We start from the raw sequence: 16,163 nt of genomic DNA, 5'->3' as shown, positions 1-16,163 counted from the left end.
GTACGCCCGTGAGCGCGGTGTCCGTGGCCGTGCGCGAGGGCCGCGGCCTGGTGTCCGGCACGGGGCGTCTGCTCGCGGGCCGCGACCTCGGCGCGGCGGCCGCGACGCTGACGTACTTCTCCGGGATCGCCGTCGTGCCCTGGTTGATGCTGGCCGTGTGGACGACGACCTGGGGGGTCGGCGTCGACGCCGCCGAGCGGCGGCTGCAGGACCTGGTGGTGCTCGTGCCGCCCGACATGGGTGCGCGTCCCTCCTACGACGTACTGGCCCACGCAGGTACCCACCTGGGCTGGCTGAGTGCGCTGGTCCTGCTGTTCCCGGCCTCGTTCTACGGCGAGGGGCTGCGTCGTGCCGGGTTGGCGATGGACCCGCGGCCCGACCGGTTCACCGGGTGGCGGGCACGGGCGAGCGTACTCGCCGCCGTCGTCGCGCTGCCGCCGCTCACCTGGGCGTTCCTGGCCGTCGGCGACCTGCTGGTGCCGCTGGCGCCCGAGGGCGGTGGCGGGGGAGCCGGCGACCGCCTGCTGCGGATCGTGCTGGGGTTCGTCGCGGCGTGGCTGGTGCTGTCGGTGCTGCTGACCTGGGTCTTCGTCGCTGTGATGCCGCAACCGCCACGGCTGTGGGTCGCGGTCGTCGGGGCGCTCGGCACGGGCTCCTTCCTCGCCGGCTTCCTGCACGGCTTCCAGCTCTTCCTCGCCATCCCGGTCGACGTCGGCCTGCCGTTCGGCGGGCTCACGTTCGTGGGCGGCGTCGTGGCGGTGGGGCTCTGGCTCTACGTGCTGCACCTGTTCCTGCTGATGGGCTGGACGGCGACCCGGGCGCTCGAGGCGCGCGTGCGCGACGGCGGGTACGTCTCGTGAGCGGCGCCGTCGGACCCCTCGTCGAGCTGCGGGTGTGGGGCACGACCGGGGTGCTGGGCTCGTTGGGACGGATGGCCACCGGACCGGTGCGCGTGCGCCGCTCGCGCGGCCTGCGGTTCGCCAAGCTGCTCGGCACCGGGTCGGCCCGCACCTTCACCCCGCGCGACGCCGACCCCCACCACTGGGCGCTGCTGACCGTCGTCGACGACGAGCGGGAGGCCGCTGCCGTGGCGGGCTCGGGGCTGGTGCGCTCCTGGTCGCGGGCGAGCCACGAGCAGCTGCACGTGACGATGCGGCCGCTGGCCTCGCGGGGCCGGTGGTCGCGGCGCGAGCCGTTCGGGCCGGGGCCGTTCCGGCCGCCGGACGGGGCGCCCGGAGGGGGCCCGGTCGCCTCGATCACCCGCGCGCGCCTGCGCCCCACCCGGGCGCTGTCGTTCTGGCGCGCCGTGCCACCGGTGGTCACCGACCTCACCGCGACGCCCGGGCTGCGCCTGGCCCTCGGCGTCGGCGAGGCCCCGGTGGGCCTGCAGGGCACGTTCTCGCTGTGGGACTCCGCCCACGACCTGGAGACCTTCGCGCACGGCTCGGCGGCCCACCGCGACGCCGTGCGCCGCACCCGCCCCGAGCGCTGGTACGCCGAGGAGCTCTTCGCCCGCCTCGCCGTGCTCGACGTGAGCGGCACCTACGACGGGAGACCCGTGTGACCTCGACCTCCGAGCGCCGCGCCCGGGCCGCGACCACCGGCCGCGGCGGGCCTGCCGGGCGTACCCGCGTGCCGGCCGCGGTGCTCGCCGCCCTGGGCGTGCTCGCCCAGATGGCCTTCCCGTTCACCGACGGGGGGACCCTGTTCCTGACCGCGGCGAGCGTGCTCCTGCTCGCCTCCGCCGCGCTCGCCGACGCCGCCGCCACCCACGGCGCCCGCGCCGCGCTCGGCCTGGGCCTCGTGGCCGGCGGCGGGGGTCTGGTCGCCGAGTCGGTCGGCGTGAGCACGGGTGTGCCGTTCGGAGAGTACGCCTACTCCGGCACCCTCGGCGTCGAGCTGCTCGGCGTCCCCGTCCTCGTGCCGCTGGCCTGGATCATGATGGCGTGGCCGGCACTCGCCGTCACCCGGCGCCTGACCCGTGGCCTGGGCCGTCACCGGGGCAGCGTGCGCCGGGCCGCGGTCGTGGTCGTCGGGGCCGCCGCCCTCACCGCCTGGGACGTCTTCCTCGACCCGCAGATGGTCGACCAGGGCCACTGGACGTGGGCCGACCCGACGCCCGGCATCCCCGGCGTCGAGGGCATCCCGCTGACCAACTTCGCCGGCTGGCTGGTCGTCTCCGCGCTGATGGTCGCCCTGCTGGACCGCGTGGTCCCGCCGCGTGGCTCCGCCGTGGCGCCGGGGCCGGACGCGGTGCCGGTCGCCGTCTACCTGTGGACCTACTTCTCGTCCGTCCTCGCCCACGCGGCGTTCTTCGGCCGTCCGCCCGTCGCGCTGGTCGGCGGGCTGCTCATGGGTCTGGTCGCGGTGCCGCTCGCCGTCGACGTGGTGCGGCAGCTGCGACGCCGCGGGACCGCGCGGTGAGGGGACGGGTCTCGTCGGGGCTGGTCGCCGCCGGTACGGCCGTCGCCCTCGGCTGTCTGGCCCTGACGGTCGACAACCTCCGCCGGCTGCGCACGCCCGACGCCGGGGCGGCACCCGTGCCGGCGCCCGAGCCCGTCACCGTCGTGCTGCCGGTGCGCGACGAGGCGGCGGCGATCGAGCCGTGCACCCGCGCCGTCCGCGCGGCCATGGACCGGCTGCCCGGCCCGGCGCGGCTGGTCGTCGTCGACGACCGCTCCGGTGACGGCACCGCGGAGCTGGCGCGTCGCGTCGCCGCCGAGGACCCCCGCGTCGAGGTCGTGGCGGGCGCACCGACCCCGCCCGGCTGGCTGGGCAAGCCCTGGGCCTGCCAGCAGGGAGCGGAGACCGCCGACACCGGGCAGCGTCCCGGCGTGCTCGTCTTCGTCGACGCCGACGTCCGGCTCGAGCCCCACGCCCTCGCCGCCTCGGTCGCGCTGCTGCGCTCGAGCGGCCTCGACCTGGTCTGTCCCTACCCGCGCCAGCAGGCCCACGGCACGGCCGAGCGGCTGGTGCAGCCGCTGCTGCAGTGGTCGTGGATGAGCACGCTGCCGCTCGGGCTCGCGGAGCGCTCCGCCCGCCCCTCGCTGACCGCCGCGAACGGCCAGCTCCTGGTGGTCGACGCGGCCGTCTACGGCGCGGCGGGCGGCCACGGCGCGGTGCGCCGCGAGGTGCTGGAGGACATGGCCCTGCTGCGCGCCCTCAAGCGGGTCGGCGGTCGCGGCGTCGTCGTCGACGGGAGCACGGTCGCGACCTGCCGGATGTACGAGGGTGCCGGCGCCCTGCGCGAGGGCTACCGCAAGTCGTTGTGGTCGGCGTTCGGGTCACCGCTCGGTGCCGCGGGCGTCGTGGCCCTGCTCGTGCTCGCCTACGTCGTGCCGGCGCTCGCGGCCCTGCGGGGCTCGCGCGCCGGGCTCCTCGGGTACGCCGCCGGCGTGGCCTCCCGCGTCCTCGTCGCCCGCCGCACGGGCGGGCGCGCCTGGCCCGACGCGCTCGCGCACCCCGTCTCCGTGCTCGCCCTCGGCGCGCTGACGGCCGACTCCGTCGTCGCGCGGCGCCGCGGCACGCTGCGCTGGCGCGGCCGGCCCGTCGAGGTGGGCCGATGAGCCGGTCGGTGAGCCGGTCGGTGAGCCGGGTCGTGGTCGTCGGTGCCGGCGTCGGCGGTCTCGCCGCCGCCGTGCGGCTGCAGGCGCTCGGCCACCGCGTCACCGTCCTCGAGCAGGCCGACGAGGTCGGGGGCAAGCTCGGCGTGCTGCGCCACGACGGGTACGTCTTCGACACGGGCCCCTCCCTGCTGACCATGCCGCACGTCCTGGCCGACGTGTTCGCCGCGACCGGCGCCCCGCTGGAGGAGGTCCTCGAGCTCGAGCGCCTGCCCGTCGCCTGCCGCTACCGCTTCCCCGACGGCACCGTGCTCGACCTGCCGGGCGAGGTCGAGGCGATCCCCGCCGCGCTCGACGCCGCCCTGGGACCCGGGCGGGGCGCGCAGTGGGAGGCGTTCCTCGACCACGCGCGCCGGATCTGGGACGTCACCCACGAGCCGTTCCTGGAGTCGCCGATCGGGCTGGGCGACATGGTCCGGCTCTCGCGACGCGCCTCCGACGTGGTGACCGTCGCGCCGTGGCGGACCCTGCGGGGGCTGGGTCGGCGTCACCTGCGCGACCCGCGGCTGCTGCAGCTGCTGGACCGCTACGCCACCTACACGGGGTCCGACCCGCGCCGGGCGCCCGCGGCGCTGGCGGCGGTGCCGTACGCGGAGCAGCGCTGGGGCTCCTGGTACGTCCCCGGCGGTCTCGGCCGGATCGCGACCGCGCTCGTCGACCGGCTGGTCGAGCTCGGCGGCGAGGTCGAGACCGGCGCCGAGGTGGTCGAGGTGACCGTGCGCGGTGGCCGCGCCGACGGCGTGCGCCTCGCCGACTCCTCGCGTCGCGACGCCGACGTGGTCGTCGCCAACGCGGACGCCCGCGCCGTCTACGAGCGCCTGGTCGGGACCCGGGCCGCGCGGCGCGAGGGCGCGCGGGTGCGGCGGGCGACGCCGTCGCTGTCCGGGCTCGCGCTCCTGCTCGCCCTCGAGGACGCGCCGGGGCCGCAGCCGCACCACCAGGTCCTGTTCGCCGAGGACTACGACGCTGAGTTCGACGCCGTCTTCGGGCTGCGGGGGCCGCCGCGGCCCGTCGAGCGGCCGACGGTCTACGTCGCCGCCCCCGACGACCCCGCCGTGGTGCCCGGCCCCGGCGCGGGCGCCTGGTTCGTGCTGGTCAACGCCCCGCCGCACGACCCGCGCGGCGGCGTGGACTGGGACGCGCCGGGTCTCGCGGAGGACACGGCCGACGCGGTGCTGGACCTGATGGCCGAGCGCGGGCTCGACGTGCGTACGCACGTGCGGCACCGCGCCGTCATCTCGCCGGCCGACCTGGAGCGGCGCACGGCGACGCCGGGCGGGTCGATCTACGGCACCGCGTCCAACGGCGCGCGCTCGGCGTTCCTGCGGCCCGCGAACGCCTCGCCCGTGCCGGGGCTCTACCTCGTCGGCGGGTCGTCCCACCCCGGGGGAGGGCTGCCGCTGGTGCTGCTCTCGGCCGGCATCGTCGCCGGGCTGGTCGGCCCCCCGGCCTGAGCCTGCGCCACAGGACCCCGGGGGAGGTCGCGCGCCACGCCGCGGGTCAGCTGGGCCCCCGCGGCCAGCGCCAGCGCGAGCCCGACCGCCGCGCCCACCAGCGCGAGCACGTCGGCGTCCACGGCCGGCAGCACGTCGACGCCGGCGCTCCGGGCGACCGACTCGGCGGCGCACGAGGCGGCGGCGAAGGACGTCACGATCACCCGCGACGGCCGCTCCCACACGGTCACGGCGCCGGCGCCCGGCATGCCGGCGGCCTGCGCGACCGACCGGGCGTACTCCAGCAGCAGCGTGGCCACGGCGAGAGCCGCGACCAGCCAGCCCGGGGCGCCCAGGACCAGCAGGGTGAGGACGAGCAGCAGGTCCGAGCACCGATCGGCGAGGGCGTCGAGCACCCGACCGCGCGCGGACGCCGTCCCGGTCTGCGCGGCGAGCGCCCCGTCGACGCCGTCGAGCACGGCCGCCACCACCAGCGGCACCACGGCCACCAGGGGCCAGATGCCGCCCAGCGCCGCGACCAGGGGAACGGTCGCGGTCAGCAGCACGCCGGCCAGCGTGACCGCGTCGGGGTGCACCCCGACGCGGGCCAACGGACGCGCGCCCGCGTGGGTCAGGCGCACCCAGCCGGACACCCAGAACGAGCCCCGGGGGTCGAGGCCGCCGTGCAGCCGCGACCACAGGTCGTACGCGACCTCGTGCTCGGCGGCCCCGCGGCTCACGACGCGTCCACGACCGGCTCCGCCGACGCGGCGGACGACTCGGACGCCCCGGCCTGCGACCGGGGGGCCGGGCGCGGCGGTTCCGCGGACGGCCCGACCGACGTGTCGCCGGCCAGGCGCTTGCGGATGAGCTCGGCGCTGATCAGGCACATCGGCAGGCCGATGCCGGGCACGGTGCTGGCGCCCGCGTAGTAGAGCCCGCGCACCTTGCGCGAGGAGTTGCCCGCCCGGAAAAACGCGCTCTGGCGCATCACGTGCGCAGGGCCCAGCGCACCGCCGGACCAGGCGTTCACCCCGTCGACGAAGTCGGCCGGCCCGATCGTGCGGCGCACCACGACCCGCTCGGCGAGGTCGGGCACGCCCGCCCAGCTCGCGACCAGGTCGATCGCGCGGTCCGCGACCGCCTCGACCTGTGCGTCGCCCGCGCCGTCCTCGCCGCCGTGCCCGATGCCCGGGTCCGGCGGGACCGGCACGAGGACGAACAGGTTCTCGTGACCCTCCGGGGCGACCGTGTCGTCGGTGGCGGAGGGGCGGCACACGTACAGCGACGCAGGGTCCGGCACCCGGGTCGGGGCCTCGAAGACGGCGTCGAAGTTGGAGCGCCAGTCCTCGGTGAAGAACAGGGAGTGGTGGGCCAGCTCCGGCAGCTCGCCGCGCACCCCGAGGCACACGAGCACCGCGCCCGGACCCGACACGGCCTTGTCCCACCAGCGCTGCGGGAACGTGCGCAGCTGCTCGGGCAGCAGCCGCGTCTCGACGTGGTGCAGGTCCGCCGCGCCGACGACGACGTCGGCGGGCAGATCCGACTCGGTGCCGTCGGCGTCGACCACGCGCACGCCGGTGACGCGGGCGCGGCGCCGGTCGGCACCGCGGGGAGAACTGGCGTGGGTGAGCACGGCCGTGGCCGTCACCCCGGTGCGCAGCCGGGCGCCGCGCTCGCGCGCGAGCCGGGCCAGCACGTCGACGAGCCGGGTGAACCCGCCGGCCGGGTAGCGCACGCCGTCGGCGAGGTCGAGCCAGCTCATCAGGTGGTAGATCGCGGGCGTGCGGTCGGGGGAGGAGCCGAGGAAGACGGCGGGGTAGCCGAGCACCTGCCGCAGCCGCCGGTCGGCGAACCGGGCGGCCACGAAGGACTCGAGGTCGCGGCCCAGCAGCGAGGCGAGCCGGGGCCCGCGGGCGAGCACACGACGGTCGAGGAACGCGCGCGGGTGGTCGAAGCTGGTGTAGAGGAAGCGGTCGACGGCGAGGTCGTACGCGGTGCGCGCGGACTCCAGGTACGCCTCCAGGCCCGCGCCCGCGCCCGGCTCCACGCTCTCGAACAGCGCCTGGTTGCGCTCGGCGTCGTCGGCGACGTCCATCGCGCCGGGCACACCCTCGAAGAACACCCGGTAGCCCGGGTCGAGGCGCACGAGGTCGAGCTGCTCGGCCGTGGACGTCCCGAGCAGGCGGAAGAAGTGGTCGAACACCTCGGGCATCAGCCACCACGACGGGCCCGTGTCGAAGCGGAAGCCGTCGCGCTCCCACGACCCGGCCCGCCCGCCGAGGTCGTCGTTCTTCTCGACGAGCTCGACGTCGTGGCCGTCGGCGGCCAGGAGGGCGGCGGTGGCCAGGCCGGCGACGCCGCCGCCGACCACGACGACGCGGCGCAGCGGCTTCACGCGGCGGCCCCGGCGGCCCCGGCGGCTCCGACGCGGCGCGGGCGGCCGTCGGCCAGCAGGGCCCGGGCGGCCAGGCGCGCCTTCACCGGGCCGGGCACCCGCACCCGCTGGGCGCACGCCTCGGCCGCGGTGGTCCGGCGCAGCCGGGCGGACAGCTCGGCGAAGAGGTCGTGGGCGGTGCACACGGCGAGGCGGCTGCTGCGCGGCAGCGCGGTCACGGCGCTCGCGGCGGCCGTGAGGTCGGCGTCGACGTCGTCGAGCCAGCGACGCCACGCGCGCTCGTCCGGGTCGCGGGGGTCGAGCCCGACGAGGTACGTGCGCCCCAGCAGGTCGCCGTCCTCGCCCAGGTCGCGCAGGAAGTTCACCTTCTGGAAGGCGGCGCCCAGGCGCTGCGCGCCGGCGGACAGCAGGGCGTACTGCTCCGCGGCCCGCGGCTCGTCGGCCAGGAAGGCGCGCAGGCACATCAGTCCGACCACCTCGGCGGAGCCGTGGACGTAGACGGCCAGGCTCTCCTCGTCGTGGACGGTGCGCTCGACGTCGGTGCGCATCGAGGCGAAGAACGGGCCGGTCAGGTCGGCGCCGATGCCGCATCGTCGCGCGGTGCGCGCGAAGGCGTGCACGACGAGGTTGGCGCTGGAGCCGCTCGCCGTCGCGCCGGCCACCTCGGCCTCCAGCGCGTCGAGGGCGGCGAGCTGGTCGGCGGGCGTGGAGTCGGGGCGCGGCGCGTCGACGATCTCGTCCGCCACGCGCACCAGCGCGTACACGTTGCGCACGTCGACCCGCACGTCGGGCGCGAGGAGCCGGGAGGCGAGGCCGAAGCTCGAGGAGTACGACCGGATCACCAGCGAGGCGCTCGCGTCGGCGACGTCGTCGTACTGCTGGTCGGGACGCCGCGGCCCTCGGTGGGGGGTGGCGCTCTGCAGCCAGACGGTCACGGTTCCTGCCTCGGGCTCGACGGGTCGGTCGGGGGGACCTCGGGTGGTGCGAACGGGGTGTGCAGCGTCGCGGCCGGCGGGCCCCGTTCGGCGTCCGGGTGCGCGACCGGGCCGGGATCGAGGGGCGGCAGGTCCCGCCACGAGCGCCGTCCACCCACGGCGAGCACACCGTACGCGAGGCGCCAACCCCACCGGGCCGCGCCGAGGGCCGGGGCCACCAGCAGCAGGGCCGTCCGGGGACGGCACGGCAGGATCGACACGGGTCTCCTCGAAACGGATCTCCTGGGACAGAGGGGGTTCGTGGTGCGGTACCCCGGGCGGCGGCGGCCATACGGTGGGCGCGGGTACCGGAGCCGTGGGGCTCCGGACGCCGGGGGACCTCGGCAGCAGTACCGACAGCCAGGAGGACGAGAGTGACGCAGCCGGCGCCGACGCCGCAGACCGCGACGACCGGGGACGCACCCGACGAGGTGGTGCTCCTCGCGCCGGACGGCACGCCCTGCGGGACCGCGCCGCGCGCGACGGTGCACGACACGGACACGCCGCTGCACCTCGCCTTCTCCTGCTGGGTGCTCGGTCCCGACGGCCGGCTGCTGGTCACGCGTCGGGCGCTGTCGAAGCGCACCTGGCCCGGGGTGTGGACCAACTCGTTCTGCGGGCACCCGCGGCCGGGGGAGCCGATGGACGACGCGGTGACCCGGTACGCCCACCACGAGCTGGGGCTGCGGGTGCACGACGTGCGTCGCGTCCTGCCCGACTACCGCTACCGCGCGGTGGACGCCAGCGGGGTGGTCGAGCACGAGGTCTGTCCCGTCCACCTGGCCCGCACCGACGACGTGCCGACGCCGCACCCGGACGAGGTCGCCGAGCTGGTGTGGACCGACCCGCGGGCCCTGCTCCGGGCCTGCGCGAGCACGCCGTGGGCGTTCAGCCCGTGGATGGTCGAGCAGGCCCGCGGACTGCGTGCGGCGCTCCTGGAGACGCAGGTCGCAGGAGGGGGCCGCCCCTCGGGCGCATGAGGGGGGTTGCCCCGGGTACTGGCGGACGCCCGCGCGGTGCGCGGGGAGATGCGAGGCGAGAGGACGAGGTGGACATGGCTGCCGGCACGGTGGAGTGGTTCGAGATCGACCGGGGGATCGGTGCGATCACGGACGACGACGGCGCCTCGTGCACGGTGCGAGCCGTCCAGGTGGACGCCGACCTCGCCGAGCTGCAGGCCGGCCGTCGCGTCGAGTTCGTGGTGGACCGGACCGACGACGAGAGTGGTCCGGAGGCACTGCGCGTACGCGTGATCGGGGGCGACTCGGCACGGCTGGTGCCGTGAGGATCTGCGTCGTCGCCTCCAGCCGCTTCCCTCTCGCGGAGCCCTTCGCGGGCGGTCTCGAGGCCCACAGCCACCAGCTCGTGCTCGAGCTGCGCCGCCGCGGGCACGACGTGCTCGTCTTCGCCGCCCCGGGCTCCGACCCGGCGCTGCGGGCCGAGCACCTGCCGGTCAGCGCCTTCGCCTCCAGCGCCGCCGCTCGCGCCGACGTCGCGGCGCCGCCCGAGCGGTGGATGGAGGAGCACCACGCCTACCTCGACCTGATGCTGCGCCTGCGCGACGCCGAGGTGGACGTGATCCACAACAACAGCCTGCACCACCTCCCGATCGCGCTCTCGACGCTCGTCGCGGCCCCGGTGGTCACCACGCTGCACACCCCGCCGTTGCCGTGGCTGGAGTCGGCGGTGCGCCTCGCCTCGCCCGGCTGCCGGTTCGTCGCGGTCAGCGCCGCGACCGCCGCCGCGTGGAGGCACTGCGTGCGGGCCGACGTCGTGCCGAACGGCGTCGACTGCTCCCGGTGGACGCCGGGCCCGGGCGGTGACCGCGCGGTCTGGTTCGGCCGGCTGGTGCCGGAGAAGGCCCCGCACCTGGCCATCGCCGCGGCGCGTCGCGCCGGCATGGGCCTGGACCTCGTGGGGCCGGTGGGCGACGCCGCCTACGTCGCGGAGCACGTTGCCCCGCACCTCGACGACCAGGTCGTGCACCGCGGCCACCTCGACCACCGTGGCCTCGACGCCCTCCTCGGGCGGGCGGCGGTCGCGGTCGTCACGCCGGCGTGGGACGAGCCCTTCGGCCTGGTCGCCGTCGAGGCGATGGCGACCGGCACGCCCGTGGCGGCCTTCGCCCGCGGCGCGCTCGGCGAGATCGTCGACGCGCGCTCGGGCCGCCTCGCGCCGGCCGACGACGTCGACGCCCTCGCCACGGCCATGCGCCAGGCCGCGCGGCTGGACCGCGCCGACGTCCGCCGCCGCGTCGAGTCGACGTTCTCGCTGCGGGCGATGGTCGACGGCTACGAGCGGGTGTACGCCGACGTCGCAGCGTCGCCGCGGGCCGCATGAGCGCGCCGCTGCGGGTCGGCTGGTACGTCCACCACCACGGCCACGGCCACCTGCACCGCGCGCTCGCGGTCGCCGAGGAGCTGCACCGCGGCGGCGCCGAGGTCACCGTGCTGAGCAGCCGGGAGCCGACGGCCCACCCGGCCGTCGCCGACTGGGTCGAGCTGCCCCGCGACGACGACGGTTCCCCGCACGACGTCACCGCCGGCGGCGTCCTGCACTGGGTGCCCCGCCACCACGACGGCCTGCTGGCGCGCTCGGCCCGCATCTCCGCGTGGCTCGAGCGGCACCGGCCCGACGTCGTGGTCTGCGACGTGTCCCAGGAGGTCGCGCTGCTGTGCCGGCTGCACGGCGTGCCCGTCGTCTCCGTCGTCCAGGCGGGCGAGCGCTCCGACCTGCCGCACCGCGTCGGGCTGGCCGCCGCCGACGCCCTCGTCGCCTGCTGGCCGCCGGCCGCGGGGCGGCTCGTGACCGGCCTGCCCGACGACGTGGCCGACCGCGTGGTCGCGGTCGGCGGGCTCTCGCGGTTCCCCGTGCGCACGGACCGGCGCACGGCGCGCGAGGGTGGGGTGCTGGTGCTCGGCGGCTCGGGCGGCGACGCCTGGACGCCGGGGCAGGTACGCGCGCTGGCCGTGGCCGCCGACCGCGACGTGCGGGTCCTGGGCCGCGAGCGGTGGGACCCCCGGCCCCAGGACGCGCTGGCCGCGGCCGACGTGGTGGTCGTCCAGGCCGGTCAGAACGCCCTGGCCGAGGTGGCCGCCGCCCGCGTGCCGGCCGTCGTCGTGGCGGCCGAGCGGCCCTTCGACGAGCAGCGCGCGACCGCCGCCGCGCTGCGCCTCGGGCCCTGGCCCGCGGTGGTCCTCGACCGGCTCGAGCACGACGACTGGCCGACCCTGCTCGCCGAGGTCGCCGCCCTCGACGGCGAGCGGTGGTCGGCGTGGTGCGACGGCGACGCCGCACGACGCTTCGCCGCCGTGGTCCGGCGGGTCGGGCTGCGCGGGCTCGTGGTCGACGGGGTCGCCTGATGGCCCGCACCGCGGCGCTGACGGTCGTGCACGGTCGCGCCGACCACCTCGCGACGCAGGAGCGGTCGCTGGCCGCGGGCGACCGGCTCCCCGACGTGCGCGTCGTGGTGGCCATGGCCGACCCCGACGTGCCCGGCGACGACGTCGTGCACCTCGCCGGCGACCCGCGCGCGCTCCCGGTGGCGGCTGCGCGCAACGCGGCGGCCGCGTCCGCGCTCGAGCGGGGCGCCGAGGTGCTGGTGTTCCTCGACGTCGACTGCCTCGTCGGGGCCGCGACGCTGCGGGCGTACGAGCAGGCCGTCGTGGCCCGGCCCGACGCCGTGTGGTCCGGGCCCGCGACCTACCTGCCCGCGGAGGCGCGGCCGTACCGGCTCGAGGACCTGCCCCACCTCGACGCGCCCCACGCGGCGCGACCCGCCCCGGCGCCGGGGGAGCAGCAGCGCGAGGACCGCTGGGAGCTGTTCTGGTCGCTCGGCTTCGCCGTGCACCGCGACGCCTGGGAGACGATCGGCGGCTTCGACGAGGCGTACGCCGGCTACGGCGCCGAGGACACCGACTTCGGGCAGCGGGCCCGCCGGGCGGGCCTCGAGCTGTGGTGGGACGGCGGTGCGCGGATCTACCACCAGCACCATCCGGTCTCGCGTCCGCCGGTCGAGCACGCCGCCGCGATCGTGCGGAACGGTGCGCTGTTCCACGAGCGGTGGGGCTGGTGGCCGATGGCGGGCTGGCTCGAGGAGATGGCCGACCTCGGCGTCGTGCGCCGCGACGGCGACGGGTGGCGGCTGGTCGAGGCCGGTTAGGCCGCGGTCGGCGCGGCGGGCGCGGGCGGACGGTGCCGCGTCAGCCAGGCCGCACCGATCCCGACCGCGACGCCCAGCAGCGTCTCGACGAGCCGGCCGACGACCATCGCGCCGACCGGCTCGGGGTGGCCCAGGTGGCCCATCAGGAGCGCCAGCGGGGTGATGAAGACCATCGCGACGGCGTAGTTGCGGGTCACGGTCAGCTCCGCCGCCGACTGCAGCACGGTCGCGGCCAGCACGACGCCCCACACCGGCAGGTCGAGGGCCAGCAGCGCGGCGGCCAGCAGCACGCCCACCACCGTCCCGGCCGAGCGCTGCACCCCGCGGGCCACCTGGGCCCGCAGCCGCGGCACCGAGATGGGGGCGACGGCGGCGACCATCGCCCAGTAGGGGTGGGGGATCGACAGCAGCGTCGCCGTCCCGCCGGCCACCACCACGACCGCCGCGACGCGCACGAGGTGCATCCGGTGCCGCTCGGGGTGCAGCGGGAAGGTCGAGCGGCCGTGGTGCGGCTCGCGGTCGACGGCCGCACGACGCTCCTCCAGGGCACCGAGCAGGAGCGCCCAGGCCGTCGTGCCGAGCGCGACCGCGGCGGCCGCCGCGACCTCGTACGCCTGCGTCGGTCGCGCGGCGCAGGCCCCCGCGGCGAACACGAGGAACAGCGGGCCGGGTGGCAGCCAGCGCTGGCGGTCCGAGAAGTGCGCGGCGACGACGCCCCAGGCCGCGGCGACCGCGACGGCCGGCCAGGCGCGGGCGTCGAGGACGCCGACGGCCGCGCCGCTGACCGTGGCGCCGGCGAGCAGCAGCCCCACGAAGCCCTGGTGGCGCCAGCGGGTGCGGTGGGCGACGGAGCCCCCGTAGATCGCGGCGAACGCCCCGAACACCGCGTACAGCCCCCACTCGGGGCGCCCGAGCGCGGCCAGGGTCGCGAGGGGTACGCCCACCGCGGCCGCCGCGCGCAGGGCGACGGCACGACGGGCGGGGGAGGGATGGAAGGTGGCGACGTCGCCCAGGATCGTCCGCACGTGCCGCACCACCGCAGCATCGTGCCACGGGGCTCAGGCCACACCCGCCAGAGCGGCCCGCTCCGCCGCGAGCGCCGCACCCCCGTGCCAGGGCTCGCCGTGCCCCGGCAGGACGTGCATGGCGCCCGTCGCCGCGATCGCCTCCAGCGAGCGCACCGCGAGCCGGGGGTCGTTCGTCGCGCCGGACGCCACGACCCGCGGACCGGTGAGGCCGGTGTAGGGGTCCAGCGTCACGAGGGCGTCACCGGTCACCACCGCCGAGGCCCGGGGGAAGTGCAGGACGACGTGACCGTCGGTGTGGCCCGGCGTCACGACGACCTCCGGCCGGCCCGGGAAGTCGGGCAGCGCGCCGGGGGTGAGCGGCTGCGTGCGCAGGGGCGGGCGTACGCCCAGAGCGCCCGAGCGCGTCATCGCCGCCAGGTGCGGCCAGCCGCCTCGGTGGGTGGCCGCGAACAGGAAGCGGTTGCGGGCCGGCCGGTAGCGGTACGGATGGGCGGCCAGGTGCGCGTCGCCGGGATGGACCAGCACGGGCACCCCGTGGTCGGTCTGCAGCCGCCGCGCGCAGCCGAGGTGGTCGAAGTGGGCGTGCGTGACGGCTACGGCGACGACGTCGGGCGGCGCGTGACCGAGGCTGCGCAACGCCTCCTCGAGCACGGGCCAGCTGGCTGGCAGGCCCGCGTCGACCAGGCCCACGCGGCCGTCCTCGACGGCCAGGTAGAAGTTCACGGCGTCGTGCCCGACCCGGTGGAGACCGGGCGCGACCTGTCGGATGACCACGCGGTGGTCGGACCGGGTTGACATGGGAGGCCGGTAACCCCAGGCCGGGGGCGGCAGCCGCCCTTGCGGATCGGCGGCAGCCGCCGTAGCGTGTCGTGTCCACGGTGTGCTTCAGATCGAGGCCCCTCGGCATCCTGACCAGGGTTCCGCCGCATGCGACCACCGACGGTCGCACCATGACCGCGCCTCGCGACCGCGGCCCTCTCGACACCACGCCGTTCTCGCCGCTCTCCAATATCGGGAGCAGTTCCTGCACCACCCAGCACGTCTGGAGGGCCGTCATGAACGACCCCACCGTCAGCACCGCCCGTCTCGTCACCCACTTCCGCGTCGACGTCGACCCGACCAACGGCCTCGTCGTCGTCGTCGGTGTCGTCGACGCCACCACCGTCGGCACGGTCAACGACTGCATCTCCTGGGCCGGCCAGGAGTGCGGCTCCGTCACGGTCGACCTCCGCGAGGTCGTCGTCCTGACCGCGGGCGCCACCCGCCACCTCGAGACCGCGGTCCAGGCTGCGCGGACCCGCGGTGAGAAGGTCTCGCTGGTCGCGCCGCACGGGAGCATGGCCTTTCGCGTGCTCTCGGCCGTCCGTTCCCTGCTGGGCACGCACGCCGACCGGCTCCCGCTGCAGGTCGCGGACGTCCCCACCGGAGCGCCCGGTGCTCGTCCCGTGCTGCGTCTGGTGCCCGACCCCGCGCCCGCGCGGCCGGTGCCCGCCGTCCTCTGACCGGCTTGCCCGGCCGCGCTAGCGTCGCACCATGACATCGAACAAGCGTGCGAACGACGAGGTGGACGACCAGACGACCGGTGAGGTCCTCGGCGCCGAGCAGCCGGACCCCTCCGGCACGGTGAAGGACCCGGACGACTGGGTGACGGGGGACGAGCCGGCCACCGGCGCCCAGAAGAGCTACCTGGACACGCTCGCCCGCGAGGCGGGGGAGACCATCCCGGCCGACGGGCTCACCAAGGCCCAGGCCTCCGAGCACATCGACCGCCTCCAGGGTGACACCAACACCCAGGCGGGCTGAGGTCCGCCGCGCCTGTCGGGCGGGCCTACTCGCCCGGCAGGTGACGGGTACGCACCAGGTGCGCGGCCGTGTCGCGCAGCTTCATCTCCTGCGCCGACGAGACGCGGCGCAGGAACTCGAAGCTGGCGTGCTCGTCCAGCTGGAACCGCTCCATCAGGACCCCCTGCGCCATCCCGATGAGGTGACGCGAGCTCATCGCGGTCTCGAGGTCCTCCACGAGGCGGGCCGAGGTCAGGGCGTGCGCGGCGTGCACGGCCGAGACCAGCGCCACGTCGACCACCTCGCGGTCGACGAAACGGCTCGGCCGCTCGCTGTAGAGGTTGATCGCCCCCTGCGGGCGGTCGCCGCGGAGCAGCTGGACGGCCAGCAGCGACCCGATCCCGAGCCGGCGGGCGCGCGGACCCCAGCTGGGCCACCGCGGGTCGCCCCCGACGTCCCCGGAGCGGATCCACGGATCCGTGGCGGCCGCGTCCACGCACGGGCCCTCGGCAAGGGCGTACTGCAGCTCGTCCACCTGCGTGGCCCGGGCGTCGCTAGCGGCGAGCGTCGCGAAGCCCCCTCGGCGACGGAGGGTGAGACTGACGTGGTCGGCGTCGGGCACGATCTCGTGGAGGCGGTCCACGATGGTGCGCGCCGTGGTCTCGGGATCGCGGGCGGTCTGGAACTCGGTGGCCAGTGCGGCGAACGCCGCGGATTCGTCGAGTGGTGCCATGTCGGCTCCGTAGAAAGAAGGCCGGGGCCC

Annotated in this window: 18 protein-coding genes; 12 read left to right on the top strand and 6 right to left on the bottom strand. The window is 76.8% G+C overall.

The features are described 5' to 3' along the window. Positions 1-8 precede the first annotated feature (8 nt). From RDV89_RS00215 to RDV89_RS00195, 5 genes are read left to right on the top strand one after another with little or no spacing between them, the layout of a single operon-like run. Complete coding sequence (locus RDV89_RS00215) at positions 9-860, top strand: YhjD/YihY/BrkB family envelope integrity protein (protein ID WP_315730432.1); 852 nt, start codon at positions 9-11, stop codon at positions 858-860. Further along, on the top strand, positions 857-1,564 hold the full coding sequence (locus RDV89_RS00210) for a hypothetical protein (protein ID WP_315730431.1): 708 nt from the start codon (positions 857-859) through the stop codon (positions 1,562-1,564). The genes RDV89_RS00215 and RDV89_RS00210 overlap by 4 nt, the downstream gene beginning before the upstream one ends. After that, entirely contained in the window at positions 1,561-2,424 is an 864-nt protein-coding gene (locus RDV89_RS00205) for a carotenoid biosynthesis protein (protein WP_315730430.1), read from the top strand. Before RDV89_RS00210 ends, RDV89_RS00205 begins: the two co-directional genes overlap by 4 nt. Continuing rightward, positions 2,421-3,566, top strand: a complete 1,146-nt coding sequence (locus RDV89_RS00200) for a glycosyltransferase family 2 protein (RefSeq protein WP_315730429.1) — start codon at positions 2,421-2,423, stop codon at positions 3,564-3,566. The genes RDV89_RS00205 and RDV89_RS00200 overlap by 4 nt, the downstream gene beginning before the upstream one ends. Further along, positions 3,563-5,077 (top strand): phytoene desaturase family protein, encoded by a 1,515-nt coding sequence (locus RDV89_RS00195; RefSeq protein ID WP_315730428.1) that lies wholly within the window; start codon positions 3,563-3,565, stop codon positions 5,075-5,077. The genes RDV89_RS00200 and RDV89_RS00195 overlap by 4 nt, the downstream gene beginning before the upstream one ends. Here RDV89_RS00195 and RDV89_RS00190 read toward each other — a convergent pair. From RDV89_RS00190 to RDV89_RS00180, 3 genes are read right to left on the bottom strand one after another with little or no spacing between them, the layout of a single operon-like run. After that, on the bottom strand, positions 4,981-5,796 hold the full coding sequence (locus RDV89_RS00190; RefSeq protein ID WP_315730427.1) for a CDP-alcohol phosphatidyltransferase family protein: 816 nt from the start codon (positions 5,794-5,796) through the stop codon (positions 4,981-4,983). The genes RDV89_RS00195 and RDV89_RS00190 overlap by 97 nt on opposite strands. Further along, a complete protein-coding gene (gene crtI / locus RDV89_RS00185; RefSeq protein WP_315730426.1) occupies positions 5,793-7,454 on the bottom strand; it encodes a phytoene desaturase family protein in 1,662 nt (553 codons plus the stop codon). The genes RDV89_RS00190 and crtI overlap by 4 nt, the downstream gene beginning before the upstream one ends. Then, complete coding sequence (locus RDV89_RS00180) at positions 7,451-8,389, bottom strand: phytoene/squalene synthase family protein (RefSeq protein ID WP_315730425.1); 939 nt, start codon at positions 8,387-8,389, stop codon at positions 7,451-7,453. The genes crtI and RDV89_RS00180 overlap by 4 nt, the downstream gene beginning before the upstream one ends. 413 nt (positions 8,390-8,802) lie before the next feature. On the opposite strand from RDV89_RS00180, the gene idi reads away from it, so the two are divergent. The 5 genes from idi (at position 8,803) to RDV89_RS00155 (ending at position 12,590) form a co-directional block, all read left to right on the top strand. Further along, a complete protein-coding gene (idi, locus tag RDV89_RS00175; protein WP_315730424.1) occupies positions 8,803-9,408 on the top strand; it encodes an isopentenyl-diphosphate Delta-isomerase in 606 nt (201 codons plus the stop codon). Positions 9,409-9,482: 74 nt separating this feature from the next. After that, a complete protein-coding gene (locus RDV89_RS00170) occupies positions 9,483-9,713 on the top strand; it encodes a cold-shock protein (RefSeq protein WP_315730423.1) in 231 nt (76 codons plus the stop codon). Then, a complete protein-coding gene (locus RDV89_RS00165) occupies positions 9,710-10,768 on the top strand; it encodes a glycosyltransferase (RefSeq protein WP_315730422.1) in 1,059 nt (352 codons plus the stop codon). Before RDV89_RS00170 ends, RDV89_RS00165 begins: the two co-directional genes overlap by 4 nt. After that, entirely contained in the window at positions 10,765-11,790 is a 1,026-nt protein-coding gene (locus RDV89_RS00160) for a hypothetical protein (RefSeq protein ID WP_315730421.1), read from the top strand. The genes RDV89_RS00165 and RDV89_RS00160 overlap by 4 nt, the downstream gene beginning before the upstream one ends. Beyond that, positions 11,790-12,590, top strand: coding sequence for a glycosyltransferase family 2 protein (locus RDV89_RS00155; protein ID WP_315730420.1), 801 nt, complete (start codon positions 11,790-11,792; stop codon positions 12,588-12,590). Before RDV89_RS00160 ends, RDV89_RS00155 begins: the two co-directional genes overlap by 1 nt. Here RDV89_RS00155 and RDV89_RS00150 read toward each other — a convergent pair. Further along, positions 12,587-13,627, bottom strand: a complete 1,041-nt coding sequence (locus tag RDV89_RS00150; protein WP_315730419.1) for an FUSC family protein — start codon at positions 13,625-13,627, stop codon at positions 12,587-12,589. The two genes, RDV89_RS00155 and RDV89_RS00150, sit on opposite strands and share 4 nt — an antisense overlap. A gap of 21 nt (positions 13,628-13,648) precedes the next feature. After that, on the bottom strand, positions 13,649-14,416 hold the full coding sequence (locus RDV89_RS00145; protein WP_315730418.1) for an MBL fold metallo-hydrolase: 768 nt from the start codon (positions 14,414-14,416) through the stop codon (positions 13,649-13,651). A gap of 257 nt (positions 14,417-14,673) precedes the next feature. Between RDV89_RS00145 and RDV89_RS00140 the strand changes: the two genes are divergently transcribed. Beyond that, positions 14,674-15,120, top strand: coding sequence for a hypothetical protein (locus RDV89_RS00140; RefSeq protein WP_315730417.1), 447 nt, complete (start codon positions 14,674-14,676; stop codon positions 15,118-15,120). 31 nt (positions 15,121-15,151) lie between these two features. Continuing rightward, positions 15,152-15,421, top strand: a complete 270-nt coding sequence (locus tag RDV89_RS00135; protein WP_315730416.1) for a DUF3072 domain-containing protein — start codon at positions 15,152-15,154, stop codon at positions 15,419-15,421. Between the two features lie 25 nt (positions 15,422-15,446). On the opposite strand, the gene RDV89_RS00130 is transcribed toward RDV89_RS00135, so the two are convergent. Further along, positions 15,447-16,133, bottom strand: coding sequence for a GAF and ANTAR domain-containing protein (locus tag RDV89_RS00130; protein WP_315730415.1), 687 nt, complete (start codon positions 16,131-16,133; stop codon positions 15,447-15,449). Positions 16,134-16,163: the final 30 nt, after the last annotated feature.

The organism is Nocardioides imazamoxiresistens (genome assembly GCF_032378595.1).
GTDB lineage: Bacteria > Actinomycetota > Actinomycetes > Propionibacteriales > Nocardioidaceae > Nocardioides > Nocardioides imazamoxiresistens.
Note: the sequence above shows the minus strand (reverse complement) of the source record. Positions and strands in the feature narration are given on the sequence as shown.